Source organism: Sporosarcina sp. FSL W8-0480 (assembly GCF_037963765.1).
Classification (GTDB): Bacteria; Bacillota; Bacilli; order Bacillales_A; family Planococcaceae; genus Sporosarcina.
In genome coordinates this window covers 973,024-989,115 of sequence record NZ_CP150166.1, presented here as the reverse complement: position 1 = coordinate 989,115, position 16,092 = coordinate 973,024, and the positions used below count along the sequence as shown (strand labels likewise).

Annotated in this window: 16 protein-coding genes; 2 read left to right on the top strand and 14 right to left on the bottom strand. The window is 40.7% G+C overall.

Translation table 11 applies throughout. The features are described 5' to 3' along the window. Window position 1: 1 nt before the first annotated feature. The 5 genes from NSQ43_RS05215 to NSQ43_RS05195 form a co-directional block, all read right to left on the bottom strand. Entirely contained in the window at window positions 2–676 is a 675-nt protein-coding gene (locus tag NSQ43_RS05215; protein ID WP_339253642.1) for a DNA alkylation repair protein, read from the bottom strand. 14 nt (window positions 677–690) lie between these two features. Continuing rightward, entirely contained in the window at window positions 691–1,206 is a 516-nt protein-coding gene (locus tag NSQ43_RS05210) for a nucleoside deaminase (RefSeq protein WP_339253640.1), read from the bottom strand. A 61-nt stretch (window positions 1,207–1,267) separates the two neighbouring features. After that, window positions 1,268–2,569, bottom strand: a complete 1,302-nt coding sequence (locus NSQ43_RS05205; protein WP_339253639.1) for an ABC transporter permease subunit — start codon at window positions 2,567–2,569, stop codon at window positions 1,268–1,270. Window position 2,570: 1 nt separating this feature from the next. Then, a complete protein-coding gene (locus NSQ43_RS05200; RefSeq protein WP_339253637.1) occupies window positions 2,571–3,671 on the bottom strand; it encodes an ABC transporter permease subunit in 1,101 nt (366 codons plus the stop codon). After that, the gene (locus NSQ43_RS05195; RefSeq protein ID WP_339253635.1) at window positions 3,668–4,549 is read right to left on the bottom strand and encodes an ABC transporter ATP-binding protein; all 882 of its coding nucleotides are present in this window, start codon (window positions 4,547–4,549) and stop codon (window positions 3,668–3,670) included. Before NSQ43_RS05195 ends, NSQ43_RS05200 begins: the two co-directional genes overlap by 4 nt. 156 nt (window positions 4,550–4,705) lie before the next feature. Between NSQ43_RS05195 and NSQ43_RS05190 the strand changes: the two genes are divergently transcribed. Beyond that, window positions 4,706–5,224, top strand: coding sequence for a hypothetical protein (locus NSQ43_RS05190; protein WP_339253633.1), 519 nt, complete (start codon window positions 4,706–4,708; stop codon window positions 5,222–5,224). Window positions 5,225–5,313: 89 nt separating this feature from the next. Here NSQ43_RS05190 and NSQ43_RS05185 read toward each other — a convergent pair whose 3' ends face one another. Together NSQ43_RS05185 and NSQ43_RS05180 are read right to left on the bottom strand one after the other, a co-directional pair. Next, window positions 5,314–6,087 (bottom strand): DUF2935 domain-containing protein, encoded by a 774-nt coding sequence (locus NSQ43_RS05185; RefSeq protein ID WP_339253631.1) that lies wholly within the window; start codon window positions 6,085–6,087, stop codon window positions 5,314–5,316. A 102-nt stretch (window positions 6,088–6,189) separates the two neighbouring features. Beyond that, the gene (locus NSQ43_RS05180; RefSeq protein WP_339253630.1) at window positions 6,190–6,576 is read right to left on the bottom strand and encodes a hypothetical protein; all 387 of its coding nucleotides are present in this window, start codon (window positions 6,574–6,576) and stop codon (window positions 6,190–6,192) included. A 156-nt stretch (window positions 6,577–6,732) separates the two neighbouring features. On the opposite strand from NSQ43_RS05180, the gene NSQ43_RS05175 reads away from it, so the two are divergent. Then, window positions 6,733–7,542, top strand: a complete 810-nt coding sequence (locus tag NSQ43_RS05175; RefSeq protein WP_339253628.1) for a YheC/YheD family protein — start codon at window positions 6,733–6,735, stop codon at window positions 7,540–7,542. Window positions 7,543–7,669: 127 nt separating this feature from the next. Here NSQ43_RS05175 and NSQ43_RS05170 read toward each other — a convergent pair whose 3' ends face one another. The 7 genes from NSQ43_RS05170 to NSQ43_RS05140 form a co-directional block, all read right to left on the bottom strand. After that, window positions 7,670–8,224, bottom strand: a complete 555-nt coding sequence (locus NSQ43_RS05170; protein WP_339253626.1) for a hypothetical protein — start codon at window positions 8,222–8,224, stop codon at window positions 7,670–7,672. Between the two features lie 139 nt (window positions 8,225–8,363). Further along, window positions 8,364–8,564: a cold-shock protein gene (locus tag NSQ43_RS05165; protein WP_339253624.1), complete on the bottom strand. Its 201-nt coding sequence runs from the start codon at window positions 8,562–8,564 to the stop codon at window positions 8,364–8,366. A gap of 576 nt (window positions 8,565–9,140) precedes the next feature. Then, a complete protein-coding gene (locus NSQ43_RS05160) occupies window positions 9,141–9,776 on the bottom strand; it encodes a FusB/FusC family EF-G-binding protein (protein ID WP_339253622.1) in 636 nt (211 codons plus the stop codon). Window positions 9,777–10,251: 475 nt separating this feature from the next. Beyond that, window positions 10,252–12,360, bottom strand: coding sequence for an ATP-dependent Clp protease ATP-binding subunit (locus NSQ43_RS05155; RefSeq protein ID WP_339253620.1), 2,109 nt, complete (start codon window positions 12,358–12,360; stop codon window positions 10,252–10,254). A 194-nt stretch (window positions 12,361–12,554) separates the two neighbouring features. Then, entirely contained in the window at window positions 12,555–13,781 is a 1,227-nt protein-coding gene (locus NSQ43_RS05150; RefSeq protein ID WP_339253618.1) for a Zn-dependent hydrolase, read from the bottom strand. Between the two features lie 370 nt (window positions 13,782–14,151). Beyond that, the gene (locus NSQ43_RS05145; protein WP_339253616.1) at window positions 14,152–14,565 is read right to left on the bottom strand and encodes a universal stress protein; all 414 of its coding nucleotides are present in this window, start codon (window positions 14,563–14,565) and stop codon (window positions 14,152–14,154) included. Between the two features lie 24 nt (window positions 14,566–14,589). After that, on the bottom strand, window positions 14,590–15,999 hold the full coding sequence (locus NSQ43_RS05140) for a SulP family inorganic anion transporter (RefSeq protein ID WP_339253614.1): 1,410 nt from the start codon (window positions 15,997–15,999) through the stop codon (window positions 14,590–14,592). Window positions 16,000–16,092: the final 93 nt, after the last annotated feature.

Sequence of the window (16,092 nt, the reverse complement as noted above, 5' to 3'; positions counted from 1 at the left end):
ATTAGCCAATATGCTTCATCGCTTCACGACGGCTTAATGGCTTTAATGTAGACTCCCCTACAAATTCTCTAACAGCTTCCGGATTCGTTTTCGCATACTCGCGCAAAGCCCAACCAATTGCCTTCTGAATGAAAAACTCATTCGAATCGGCATGTTGCTGAACAATGCGAAACAATAGATCTTTGTCTGTCTGATTCTTGAACTTTAACTGATGAAGGATTGCTGAACGGTTTGTCCACATATTATCTGCATTAGACCACTCCAGCATAATCTTCTCACCATAGTTTCGATCAAGCTTCGCAAGAAGTCCGACGAATGTCGGAGCTATCGAATCCACACTATCCCACCAGGACTTTGTTTCAATGAACTGTCGAAGCACCGGAAAATCCTCCGTTGTCAGATGCTTTTTCATCTTATCGATCAACCCAATTGCTGCATATTGATATTCACGCTCCGGCAAATCATATAGCTTCCACGCCTCTGAAAAAAGAGACTCGGGTTCTGGTAGTTCATATTCAAGAAACTGTTCACGCATCAACGACTTGCGCAAGGGGCTTTTAATCCCTAAAAACGGGAAGTGGTTCTTCATATATGCTTCCATCGGACCAGCTTGTTCGTCATTTCGGTTCGCTTTAAACTTCTCAACAATCCCTTCATGATTCCATGCTCTCTTCATCAATGTCACCCCTATTAATTTTTGGCTAATGCAACCTTGCGCAAATTCGCCACGTGATTTGCGTTTTTCTCCCATTTATTTATAAGTTCAATTTGTTTCATCTTCAGTTTCTCGTCCGGCTCAGCAATCACTTCAATCCGATTGAATTTCTCCTCGAAAATTGCCGTATCCTTCATCTTTAAAAATCCCCCAAATCCCTTGTCGTCATTCAGCAGCCAGACAACCCGTTGAATCTTTGCAAACAGAATCCCGCCAGTACACATTGGGCAAGGTTCCAAAGAACTGTAAAGGGTGAATTTCTTATTATTTATTTTTGCATCAAAAATAACTTCGCCCGCATTGCGAATCGCTTCAATCTCAGCATGTGCTGACACATCCTTTTTAGGATGAACGCGATTTCTCCCCGTTGCAATGACATTGAAATCCTCGTCAACAAGAACAGCCCCAACAGGATAGGTATTATCTTGTAAAGCTAACTCAGCTTCAGCCAAAGCCATTTGTAAAAACTCTTTGTCCACATCAGTAATCATTTATCCCCCTCTTTTCATATCGGAATGGCGTCTCCTCAAAAGGGTAGACGCCATAACATAATTATTCGACTACATATCTCCTAAATCGCAAATAACATAGACCGATTGCTATTACCCCAATCATACCCAAAACCATTAATCCATTACCTACTGTTATCGCTTCGTTAAAATTAACAACGGCGAATTCCCGATTCACTACTCTGTGAATATCGACATAGGTGAATGGGTTATACGGTGCCTTTGGCAAAACAGTCATCCCGAAGAAAGTTACAATTAGAAGAATCGCCGCGTTAACAGTCGGATTTTTAATAAATAGAGAAAGGAGGTAGTAAATCGAAAACATGAAAACAATCAAAACAACCGTTAAAAGCAGAACTGTACTGAAATACTCTCCTAAGGTAATAAAATGAAATTCATCCGTCCATTCATTTAAGATGGTCGATTCAAATCCAAATGGGCTTTCCGCCGGGCCATCGTAAATTAATACCGGATATTGCAAGCTGCCCATACCAGATGTGAACAGACTGGAAATGAGTGGCACACACAGAATAAATACAACAAAAACAACCGTTAACACTAGTCCGCTGAAATATTTTGAGAAAAAGAGCTGTCCTCTTTTTAAAGGAAGGACCGCATACAAGTTCAAGCCTCTTTTTTTCTTCGTCGCTTCGGAGGAAACGTTATTTCCAAAGACAAAGCAACCAATCAGAATGATGAACGGAATAATGAAGGCGGGGATGACTTGATATAAAAAATAGGACCCCTGCTTCCCGTACCGTTTCGTACCCAATTCCCACATTTCCAATACCTTGCCGTCATGGTTATCGTAGGCGGTTGGATGATAAGGGGCAAAGTAATCCCATTGCACGAAAGGTTCAACCCCTATTTCCGCCACAAGCCTTCTCTCTTCTGCGGATGCCCTTACCGTAAACATCGAAACGTGTTGATCCATAATTGAGTGCACAGGAAAGTTCTGGCTCTTAGAGGTTACGGCAAAGTAATTCAACTGTTCATACTGTTTTTCCGAAATTGCCGCCCAATTACCATCCATAATGTTGTCCCATTGAAACTTTTTATCTTCAAGCATTTTTTCATAGATACTAATCCCATGCTCTATATCAAGAACCCTTGCGCTATCTCCGGCCTTCTTTGCAGCTTCAAGATCTATCCGATCCTTTGCAAGTTTTTCAGGAATATCGATTTGACTTGTTTCCAAATCAAGCATTCGAGTCTTATGAACTCGTTCAGCTACAGAATAATTAAAGAAATAAAACCCCGCTATCGCCACGACTGATAGTATCATCGCAACCCAAATCGATTTCTTCTTGATCATCTTTTTACATTCAAAAAGAAAGAACTTCATCTCACATCCCCCGCTTTCGGTTGATCAGTATTGTAGACCCCAACAAAATCAGAAGTGCCACAAATATGACCGTAAGGCCAGCAGGAAAATATTGAGGTTTTTGTAGAATAGCCTGGTCTACCATTTGATAAGTAAATGGATTAAACATATTCTGAATCCCATAACTAGTGAGAAGCCACCCACCCGCCATGATGAAAAGCAATGCTGAAAACGTGACGACGGTATTTCGAAAAACATACGCCAACAATAGAAGCAACCCTACGGAAAATATCATAAAGCTGAAGCTATACAAGACAGCTTCTATTAAATACTTTCCCGAACTAATAAATGTATCTTGGCTCGTATAAATCGGATATTGAAAAATATTCCCTTCCGCGCGGCCCAATAGTTCACCTAATAGATATGAACTTCCGAAAATCAGCGCAAGCCAAAGTACTCCGCTCGAAACGATCGTAATGAATTTGATGGACATATACTCTATTCTTGTCATCGGTAATGTGAACACTTGTCGGATTGTATTATCATCAAATTCCTTTGTCACAATGAGGCCTAAAACGAATAGCAGCATGACAAAACCTATAGGATTCATTACTAACGAAACGACTTTCTTCATAAAGATTGATGTCTGGATGGATAGCTCAAAATCTTCTTTTGGTAAATTTCTTTTCAGTAATTCCTCATTCAGTTTAATGATTCTTTCCATATCAATTAAACTTACTCCGAAATATGCACTATCATATGTTGTGTATTGGATAGCGGTTTCGTAGACTTCTATTTCTGTTTGTAATTCTGCTTGCCAGTGACCGCTATGAATGGTGCCTATCAATTGTTGTAACTTAGCGGAAAGTTCCGCGCCATAATGCAGTTGCCCGCTCAGCCCCATGGATGGTCTCTTTTTATGTTCTTCTTCCGCTTGAAGAAGCTGTCGGCTGACATCTTTACGAAGTTCTGTAAAATACTCGGTCTTTTTCACTTTAATTTGATCCTGAGACATGTGGTTATAGAAATACAAACCGAAAACGAAGACAAATGTGAGCTGCAAAAAAATCAGAAACACTTTAAGACGAGAGATCTTTTTCCACTCAAAAATGATCTTTTTCATGTTTTGGCTCCTGAAAAGATCTCTTTATATAGTTTTTCCGAACCTGTTATTTCTTTTTGGATATCCAAAATTTGAATCTCTTCAGATTTGATTAGTTCTATTACCTTGTCCAATTGTTCATTCCCCAATTGAATACGGATTCTCTCCGAAGCAATTTCCACTTCATACCCATGCTCTTTCAACATACGATGAGCAAGCCCATGATTGGAAAGATGAAACTCATAGTAGGTTTTTTCAAAGTCATTCATATCGACTTCAGTCAATTTCCCGTCTTTTAGGAATAATATCTGTTTTGTCACACGGTCAATTTCCGATAGATTATGTGACGATAATAGGTTGGTCGTACCTTTCTTAGCAAGTTCCATTAATATTCCCCGCATTAAAATGGCGCTTGTCGGATCCAAGCCATTTAATGGTTCATCTAAAAGCAATAGTTTCGGCTCATTAATGAGCGCCATCGCTAACAGCAAATGCTGTTTCATCCCAAGAGAATAGTTGCCGACCGTCTTTTTCAAATAGCTTTCCATGCCGACATACTCCGTCACTTCTTTGATCCTCTTTTTATGGATCTTCTGCACATCACATATATATTTAAGATGATCGTACCCCGATAAATAATCAAATAAGACCGTATTGTCCTGAAGAAATGCAACTTCCTTGAATACGGATGAATCTTTATTCGTCTTCCCCACCAATTCAACAGCACCTGAAGTAGCTGGAAGAATATTTGTAATAACATTTAGAAACGTCGTTTTCCCTACCCCATTCGGACCAACCAACGCCCAAATCCCAGGTGCATCAATCGTAAGACTGATCTTATCTAACACTTGATGATTCTTATAAACTTTCGATAGATCCTGAACAGCTAAAATAGCCATTGTCCTCCCCCTCCCCCGTCCTCCTTACATATTAACATACTATTTAAATAATTAGGTCACCAAAAGGAAAACTTTGTAAATAGGCGCTTCTGAACAAAAATACACTTAACCTCTCTTAGTTGAATATAATAGGCAATATCGAGGAAGGAGAATGATATGGTTAATAACAACAATAACTTTCAGGTACCATATAGAGGACAGGAACAGCAAGCTTCATCCTCTTTTATAAATGCGGTGGGGCCGGATTTATCCATTCCGGGAATACATTTAGATACTCATGACTTGGAAAATTATGATATGAAACAACAAGACGTTCATCCAGCATTATTCGATCAAAATCAATTCGCAAACGGATTTGGTCCAGTCTATGCCATTCCAACCTATCCATCGCAATATAATCTCACTCAAGATCAAGGAACTTTTCAAAGGCAACAGCCTAATAATCATCCCGCCTTGTTCGGTCAAAATCAATTTATAAACGGTTTCGGCCCAGTCTATGCCATCCCGACATTTCCGCCAAATCATGGACCTATTCAAAATTCAGGAACTGAGCAAATGAATTATAGTGATGGGCAGTTTATGGGAGGCGGTCAATGTCAACAGTGTGGTCACCATAAAGCAATGATGCCTTTTTGCTGGTTCATCCCCATGCATTTCCCTTGCGTACAGCAATAATAATTCACGATAAAAAAGGACCCGTTTGGAAATACACTCCAAAACAGGTCTTTTTTGCTCTCTTTTCCATAATAACTATTTTTCGTCCATCACGTAATTCTATCTTCCTCCAAGTTTCTCCATAGGTGATGTGCTTCCCTCGCTATATGTTCCAACAAATCCGGCGGTGATGTCGTAGCGATTGCACATGTTTTAATGAGTTCATCAATTTCTAATTTAAATGCTTCCAGACTCTTGGCCTCTTTAATAATCACATTCTTAAATTGTGTTAAAATCGGCAAAGTTTCTTTCCTTGGAGTACGAATCATTGTTTGTAGTGCAACTGCCTGCATATACAGACGCTCAAACTTTTGCATCATCTGCATCACTTGGAAATTTACGTCGTAATTCGATACGTCCGAATAATGGAGAATATAGCCTAAATGATCTGCCATTTGCCTTAACCAAAAAACGCACTCGTGAATAATTGCATCCGAAGGTGAAATCTTAGTTCCGCTTTCAATTAATTTATAAACCCTTTGGGACTCTTCAGATTCCCGTACCATGTGGTCAATGAGCGACACTGGTGTCGAAATAATAACGTCACAATGCAAGGACTTATCCATCGTGTAGGCAAGAAGACTGTGAAATTCGCTTGTCGCATGCTGGGCCTCGATAAGCAATGTACCAATGTCTCCTTGTTTTTTTTCCGCCTTTTCCCATACTTTGCCCAAGCGCTCAATATTATTCAGATTTGCACGTGCCAATTCCGTCTCATAATGGCTTATTTCTCTGTCAAAAAACCGGCCATGATCATAATCATTCCGTAACCAGAAAGCAATGATCCCATAGGTATCCCTTTCATAGTTATCCGTATACGCCATAAACCCACCCCTTCAGCATTTATTTTGCCGACCAGATAAATTATATTCGTCGTAGTTTGTCCATTATGCCGAAGTAAAGATGGATATTGTAAGCAACAATTTCTATGGTGAATTCGGTATTCTCTCCAATATCTTCTTAAAGCTCTCTTTATAGGAGTACATTAAATATCCAAGGGCAATGACAATCAAAACAGCAAGCGGAAGCAGTGAGTGGTCGAGGAATAGATGGAGTAAAAAAATATTTACGACGATTGGTGATAATATTGCAATGGCAAGTGGGACGAATTGGTTTGATAATAGTAGAATCCCACAGATGATCTCCAATGTCTTTTCAACAATTAGTAAGTAGTTAAATTCGAATAACACCATCGCTTCAGGGCTCGTTGCGATAAAAGGCTCCATTCCGAAGATGACAAAATAACCGTTAATGCCTGCAACCAAAAAAACAATACCTAAAAACAACCTGCTAATTCGCATTAAAATTTTCAAGGATTTTCACACCCCCTAATCTATTTTTGTACTACCTTTCCAAAAAATCCAGAGGCCATTTTCTCACATGAATAAACTAACAATATGAAGAAGTCGCAATGGTCATGACAAAGAACTGAAAGGACAAACAGTACAAAAAGAAAGGGTTTGAAATAGATGAAGAAATCATTGGGCAAATGGGAGCAAAATTTAATCTTAAAACAACAACCATTACTTGCAAGACATCTTCCTGAAACCACTGTATACAGCGAAGATAACTTGAACGAATTATTGAATCGCCATCAATCTGTATATGTGAAACACGACACATCGGGACAAGGTCGAGCTATCGTAAATATTCGGAAAAGCCTCGGCGGGCATTACTTTGTGAACGGGTATACGATTCAAGGGAAACGCGTCAAAAAAAGATTCACAAGGGTGCAAGAAATTAAACAACTGCTTCATCCATTTTTAAAGTTGGGTAGGGAAAGCGGACTTTATATTATTCAGGAGGATGTAAAAAGCCATACTCTTAATGGACAACCTTTTGCAATTCGGGTTCATGTACAAAAGCTTAGGGGCGAATGGATTGTCGGCGGGATGTTCGCAACGTGCGCGAATTTCGGACGTTCGGCAGATAGCGGGATAGCGAATCCGTATAGGGACGCCAAAGTAGTGACGATTTCCAATGTATTATCACAAACCGTGTTACAAAACAAACAAGAGGAAACCATTAAAAAGTTAGAAGAACTTGCAATTGCGGCATCAAAGAAAATCCATTCCGTCTTACCATGTAGAGAATATGGGGTTGACTTCGGGATCAATCACGTGGGGAAACCTGTCATTTTCGAAGTGAACACGACACCAGGAATCGATGAATTCGCGCTCATCGAGAATATGGCAATTTGGAAACGAATTGTCGGGATACGAAGAATACAGAATAAATATATGGCATTGAATGCTAAAAGAAATTGGAAATCAATGTGATTACTATTTAAAATTAAGGGATTGTGGGAAGTCGACGTATTTCTCTTGGAAGTAGACGCGCTACTATGGAAAGTCGAAGTCAAGGTGCCGGGTTCTATAAAGTTAATTAGCAACCCGGCACCGAAAATTATTCACGCCTCTCGAAAAATATTCCTTCCTTTTGCAGCGTCTTCAGAAGAGTATTGTGGAAAATGCGCATATGCCTATTTTCAGGTAGTGTTATCTTTTCCCCATCCTTAAAATAGAAATCAAACTTAGGAAACCCACCATCATGCGGGTACTGCCTATAAACGACCCGCTCAATTTTATCCCATGTATAGTGCTGATTCGCTTCACTCATTCCTTGTTTGAATAAAATTCCATCCGACGCCACACCTACATAACGTCCAGCTCCGTCTGCAATAAAAAATATTGAAATCAGAATACATAGTGCAGCGAGCCATTTCGATATCCTATTCACTGATAAAGTCCAAAGTAAAGAAGTAGCAATAATTAGAAAAATAATTCCAATCCCGTACAACAAATAAACCTTTGCAGGGACAACAACGACCCATGAATTTGGCTTCTCGTATAGCGAATTGGCAATAAATGATGGTATTAGCACAAGAACCACTGGCGAAATCACCAATAGACCTAATGTAATTGCCATGAAGAAGTGTCTTGGCTCATTTTTGTTTAACATCCCCCCACCCCCAAATTGTAATACGGCAGAAGAACACAAAGGTTTCATTTAGTTACGACAAAATTGCGAAAACAACTTCCTTGTAGTTTGTTACCCAAGAAAAAAAGACCCTAAGAATAGGGTCTTTTTTAGGTGATTATTAAGCTTTTTGAACGTTAGCAGCTTGTAGGCCACGTTGTCCTTGTTCAACGTCGAATGTTACACTTTGACCTTCGTCTAAAGTTTTGAATCCGTCGCCTTGGATTGCTGAGAAATGTACGAATACGTCTTCTCCACCTTCACGCTCGATGAATCCAAAACCTTTTTCTGCGTTAAACCACTTAACTGTACCTTGTTCCATAATTGTTTGCCTCCTGATGTGGATATCCACACATTATAATACTATCCTTGCTCAAAACCTTAGACGAAAAACAAAATATATTCAGATAAAATATATTCTCAATCTGAATTAGAACAAAAATAATTCTCTTTAATAATAACAGGTATTAAATTAAATAGCAAGCATTAAGATCATTAAGGTAAAATGCCACCGAAACAATACACATTTCTTAAATTGCTAATCGGATTTGCTTTATCCCGATCCTTTCATTGAAGCACTCTATGAAGTGGCCTTCTCAGCTTACGGTTAGCCCCGCGAAGAATTGGAGGAGCATATCAGTCTTGAACAGATGGCAATTTGTCCATCATGTCGATACCCTGAACCATTGGATGAATTCACAGAAATTAAAGAGTTGAAGCAGTATGTTTGTGAGGGCTGCTCAGGGCCGGTTGCAGCAGGATATGTTAGGTTGGTGGAGTAGTACTCGGGGCAGTGTAAAAGAAATGAACAAGCAAACCAAAATATTGACGAGGTTGGCTTGTTCATTTATTGTATTCAATTGCAGTTTATAGTTTGAATAGTGTGCTGCAGAGGCGCCTATTTTATGTTATCTACGAATTCATATAATTTATCTAACGTCGTTAAATGATGGTTGCAGTCTGCGGCGTCGTGGCAGATATAGTTCCCTTTTCTTGTATAAGTGCCGATGATGTCGCCTTTTGTTTTTGTCATGAACATACAGACATGCGTGAAGCGGTTACAAATTGAACATATTTGCTTTACATTCATTTCCTCGTAAGTACCCGATAGTCCGATTATGCCTTTTTGACTTGGTGTGATGATATGTCTTTTTTTCGTTCCGATATCATCGAAGCTTAAAAAGGACATTTTCTTATAGTCGCCGTCAGTGGGCAGCTTCATTTTTTTCACCTTCGGGAATAGCTTTTTAAGCCTTTGCTCCGAAGGTTTGGTGAACGGAATGACGTAGGATTCCAAATCGAATAGGTATTGTTCGGCTTCTTCTTTATCCGAAATCTCTACAATTTTGTTGAGGACTTCCTTTTGCTCGTCTGTCATTTCCGTAAACAAATCATTCACTTTTTCAATAGATAGTGATTCAAGTGCGCCAATGACATGTTTATCATTAACCATCGTGTTGCCATTAACAAGTTGTTGTACTTGTCTTTTAATAAAATTATATTGATCGTTTCTTAGAAATTGCTTATTCTTCATTTCTGTTAGCTCCTTTGTTTTTTATTACGTAAACAAAGCGCAAAGCCTTCAATTCAGAAATGGAAACCTTTCTATAGGCGATTAAACGTCCATTCGCCCCATGCAAAGTATCGCCCTTTCCTCATTCGGCTTTGCATGAGTTTTGTTAGAAGCTGGCAATGCCATTTGATTTGCCATCTTCACATCACCTCCCGCTATATAGCCCTAACGATGCTACGTCAATTAGCATACAGCTTTCTGTTTTTCGAGACAAGTATTTTTGCCAAACTTATTACGGCGTCTGTGCAGTACGCATTAATGTTATTAAACCTTTCATCTTTTAGGTTATATTATGAAAACATTGGGATGGAAAAATAATGGATTTGTATTGCAGGAACAGTACTTAGGCATATTTGGAACACAGATGTAGTGCATATTAAACAAACGGCAAAACCCCTTCAAGCTTTTTACAGCCTGAAGGGGTTTGTTGTTGGTATTATGCTTTACTTACAACAATCTCTTCATCCACAACATCGACATGGACTTTTGCAATATCGTCTTCTTCCAAAATAAGATCTGTTAATGGATCTTCGATTTTGTCTTGGATAACTCTACGAAGTGGACGTGCCCCAAAGCGTTTGTCGTAGCCTAATTTTACTAATTCCCGTTTCGCTTCAGGCGAGATTGAAATTACGATGTTGTTTTCTTCAATCGCTTCTTCCAAATCAATGAGCATCAAGTCCACAATTCCAAGGAGGTTGTCTTCTGTCAATTCATTGAACTGTACAATCGCATCGAAACGGTTGAGGAATTCCGGTTTGAAGTAGTTACCAAGCGATTCAAGCATGGAGACCGATTCATGCGCGGTTTGATTGAACCCGACACTTACCTTTTTCTCCCCTGTTCCGGCATTGCTCGTCATGATGATGACCGTATCTTTGAAGCTCACTGTTCGACCTTGCGAATCGGTTAATCGACCGTCTTCCATAATTTGAAGGAACATATGTTGAACGTCAGGGTGCGCTTTTTCGATTTCGTCAAGGAGTAGAATCGAATACGGGTTGCGGCGGACTTGTTCTGTTAATTGGCCCGCTTCTTCATGCCCTACATAACCCGGAGGAGAGCCGATAATTTTAGAGACGGCATGTTTCTCCATGTATTCACTCATATCGAGACGGATTAAATTGTCACGGGAGCCGAATAGTTCTTCCGCCAGCACTTTTGTAATTTCTGTCTTACCAACACCTGTTGGACCAACGAATAGGAAGGATCCGATGGGACGGTTTTTCGATTTTAATCCCGCTCGGCTTCGTCGAATTGCTTTTGCTACCTTATCAGCCGCTTCTGCTTGTCCGATTACTTTTTTACGTAGATTTTCTGATAGATCTTTCATTTTTGCTTGTTCGGATGCTTGCAATTTTGTTACTAAGATGCCCGTTTTTTCTTCAACGATTTGCTCAATATCTTCGACTGTCACTTCGTGGATAGGTTCGTCGTTTTCCCTAACATCCTCAAGTTGTTGACGCAATTGAATTTCTTCTTGTCTTAAAGCTGCCGCCTTTTCATAGTCTTCAGTTTCTGCGGCTTGTTCTTTTTGCAGAACGACCTCTTCAAGGCGTTTACCGATTTGCTCGGCATCTGCTGTAGATTGTTTAAGATTCAAGCGTGCACCCACTTCATCCATCAAATCGATTGCTTTATCCGGCAAAAATCGATCTTGGATATAGCGTTGTGATAATGTGACGAACGCCCGGATTGCATCATCGGAATAACGAACTTCATGGAAAGTCTCATAACGATCTTTAATGCCGTGCAAGATTGCAATCGCGTCTTCCATTGAAGGTTCTTTTACAATAATCGGTTGGAATCGCCGTTCAAGTGCTGCATCTTTTTCAATTTGACGATACTCTTTCAATGTCGTTGCACCAATCAGCTGCATGCCTCCGCGTGCCAATGCAGGTTTCAAAATATTCCCCGCATCCATCTTTGAGCCTTCTGATGATCCTGCACCAACAAGAAGATGAATTTCGTCGATAAAGACAATGACATCTTTACGGTTTTCAATTTCCTCTATTAATTGCTTCATGCGCTCTTCAAATTGACCTCGAATACCTGTGTTTGAAACGAGTGAAGCTACATCTATGACATAGACTTGCTTATTCAATAATTTTGCAGGAACATCGCCTTCACTAATTTTAACTGCGAGTCCTTCTGCAATCGCTGTTTTACCGACACCCGGTTCCCCGATAAGTACGGGATTGTTTTTGTTTCTTCTATTTAAAGTTTCGATGACGCGTTTTACTTCCTGATCACGACCGATAACGGGGTCAATTCTTCCTTCATCCGCATCTTTCGAGATATTTCTTCCCAGTTGGTCTAACAGGCCATTTCCTTGATTTTCATCGACTTCTCTAACTTGTGTGTAAGCTTGCGGTTTGCCATTTGCTTGGAAAAATTGGCTTGCATCATTACCAAGCGAAGCATTCAGTTGTCCTTGGAGCTGTTGGAAACAGCTATGACACATATGCATCTGCATACGTTGATGGTTAACCTGTAGTCGAAAGCTCATAGTTGCTTCGTTTTTACCACAATGTTGACATTTCATAATCCATTTCCTCCTTATATAGTTCGTTTTTATAGCGTTTGACATTGACTATCTTTGACTTATGTTTTTATTATACACTGACCTTCTTTGACTTTCAAGATTTTTGATTGATTTATTTATGAAATTAAAAATGGTACTGCAATTTAATGTCAATAAAAGCAGTACCGTCTTTGTATAATTGTTTTCTATTTTACTTACTTTGCTTGCTTCAGCATAAAAGCACGCAATACTTCTGCCCCTTCCATCAGCTGTTCCATTGTCGTATACTCTGCCGGGTTATGACTTAGTCCATCCTTCGACGGGACGAAAATCATGCCGGTCGGACAAAGTAGCGCCATATTCATAGAGTCATGTCCCGCACCGCTTGTCATTTCAATCCACTCCACTCCTCTTTCTTCGCAGATTGTTTTCAATTCCGCTACAAGTACCTTGTCCATTTGAATGGGTTCTTCGCTTGAAGTTTCTTCCATCCAAATTGTTAGGCCACGCGCTTTTGAAACACGTTTGACCGCGGTTTCAAGTGCAGCAACCACTCTCTTTCTTGATTCACGGTTTGTTCCCCGAATGTCTACGGACAAATCCGCTGTCCCTGGCACAACATTCATCGCCCCCGGTTTTACTGAAAAGACACCAACCGTACCAACAGTACCGTGCTCAAGCTCCGCAAGTGCCGCCTTTTCAATGGAAAGTGCGATTTCTGCTCCTCCAAGCAAGGCATCATGACGGTAATCCATCGGCGTCGTGCCGGAATGATCTGCTGTCCCATCGATATGAACATGAAAGCGGACTGGCGCCGCTATAGCAGAAACGACACCGATTGCCGCCCCTTGTTTTTCAAGAACAGGCCCCTGTTCAACATGCAATTCTACAAATGCTTTAAATTCATCTCGAAATCGCTTTGCCAAATGGACTTCTTCCAAATCAAGCCCATTTTCTTTGAATGCCTGAAACAACGTAACACCGTTTTTATCGGTCAGTGACCTCGTATACGCGGGGTCAAGGCTGCCTGTCATCGCTTTGCTGCCAAGGGTGGATGCACCGAAGCGGGCGGATTCTTCGCATGCGAAAATAATAACTTCAAGCGGATGCTCTGTTTCTATGCTTTCGTCCGCGAGAGAGCGCATAACTTCGAGTGCGACAAGAACGCCCGCAGTGCCATCAAATTCACCTGCGGCGTATACTGAGTCGATATGCGAACCCGTAGCGATAACCGGAAGGTCGGGAGATTTCCCCTCCCTACGCGCAATGACGTTTCCTGCGTAGTCGATGCGCACTGTTAGCCCTGCAAGTTCAAATTGCTTGCTCAAATAATTACGTGCGTTCCGTTCGGTTTCTGTGTAAGCAAGCCGATTGATGCCTTCACCTTCGTCTGTGAATCTTGCAAGTTCTTCAAATGACTGACGCAATCGATCCAGCTTCATGGCAATTCCCCTTTTCGTTATCCCTTTATTAAAAGTATCGCAAGTTACATAGGAGAAATCAAACTGGTTTAGTGCTTTTAGCGGAAGGTGAAGGACTTATATGAGAAGTTATTGTGGGCAAAGGAGAAGTAATAGTGAATAAAGGAGAAGTCTTGTTGCTTTAATGAGAAGTCTGTGAGCTTTAATGAGAAGTTAATGCACATTAATGAGAACTCCGTGCACTTTATTGAGAAGTTAATGCACATTAATGAGAACTCCATGCACTTCTATGGGAACTACACCCGTTTCCATGGGAAGTCCGCGCATCCTCGCATAAAAAAATACGCCTTGGCGAAGGGTATTCCCCTCTCATGGCGTATTCCTGATTTCCCTACTTCACTACCGTTACGGGGCAATCCACATGTTTCATCACTTTATGACTTACACTTCCAAGCAGCATTTCTTGAAATGCATTTAACCCGCGACTGCCGACGACAAGCTGATCCATCGCATTGGAATTAACATAGTTTATGATTTCCTGACTTGGATTTCCTTTAAGCATCGTCATTTTTGCTTTTACGCCAGCTTCAAGAGCCATGTCCAAAACGGGGTCCAATTTTTGCTTTCGTTTCAGTAATAGACTTTCCTCGCTTTGTGATAAAAGCCTTTCATCTCTAACTTTATTGTAATCTGAGACAAAAATGACTTCCAATGTTGCTTCCGCGTATAGCTGGGCAAGTTCAATTGCATGTCTTGCGGCCCGTAGAGCGTTTTCCGATCCATCAATGGCTACAGCGATTTTCATGTGGTTTCCTCCCTTTTCGTAATTCTATTGTAACTTTGTGTACAGTCGCTCACTTGAAGAATTGAGACCTCGTATTGTTACCATTGTCCCTTCTTCTTCAAGCTTCTGCTTCACTTTAACAATTGCACCAACAGCAGACTCATCCCATAGCTGGCTATCTTCGAAGTCAATAATGATATCCTTTTCCTTAACATCACGGAAATACTGGATGAATTTCGTAGTGGAAGCGAAAAATAACGGTCCTCTTATTTTATATATGTTAGATTCAGGTGTCACAGTCACGCGGGATATTTTCGAGACGAAAAATAGTGAACTCAGAATGACACCGACGACTACACCGATTGCGAGATTATGCGTATACAAAATAATTGCAACGGTAATAAGCATAACGAGTGATTCCGTTTTTGGCGCTTGCTTCAGGAACTTGAACGAGCCCCAGTTAAATGTTGTCGCTGCGACCATGATCATAACTCCAGCAAGGACGGGCATAGGGATTTTCACGACAACATCGCCTAAAACGATGATCAAAAACATTAGGAAAACACCCGCAGTGAAAGTGGATAGACGTCCACGACCACCTGACTTGATATTGATCATTGATTGACCAATCAATGCACATCCTGCCATCCCACCGAAAAATCCTGTGAAAAAGTTAGCGATTCCTTGTCCACGTGCTTCTTGGTTTTTATCACTCTCTGTATCGGTCATATCGTCCAATACTTGTGATGTAAGCAGTGATTCAAGTAGACCAACAATGGATAATGCCAGTGAGTAAGGGAAAATGATTTTCAGCGTTTCCAAGTTAAAAGGAATATCCGGAATAAAGAAAGTCGGCAACGAATTCGGCATCTTTCCTAAATCGCCAATTGTCTGTAGCGTAACGCCACTCATCAAGGCTATTCCCGTCATGACAACAATCGCAATAAGAGGTGCAGGAATTGCCGTAAAAAAACGTGGGACAGCATAAACTAATACCAAAGTCGCGATAGCAAAGATCAATGTCATTGCGTCATTCCCTCGCAAATATGGAAGCTGGGTGATGAAGATCATAATGCCAAGCGCATTCACAAATCCTAACATGACGGAGTTTGGGATAAACCGCATCAAATTTGCGACCCCAAGCCCCCCAAGAATTAGTTGAATGATTCCAGTCAAAACAGTCGCGGCCAATACGTATTGCAAGCCATGGTCCGCCATCAAGTTAACGAGAACTAACGCCATTGCGCCAGTTGCAGCTGAAATAAGCCCCGGACGCCCCCCTACGAATGAAGTAATAACAGCAATTGCGAATGAGGCGTATAATGCGACACGCGGATCCACGCCAACGATGAACGCGAATGCTAAAGCTTCAGGAATGAGTGCAAGTCCCACGACGATTCCCGCCAATATATCAGCTTGGATGTTTCCAAACCATTGTTGTTTCAACGTATGCAAGTTCTATTCCCCTCTCTTGTTGTCTATACCATGCATACTTTCTATAGATGCAGTAAAGATCGGTTTTTTCGTTCTATTATAACAGAATGGCTT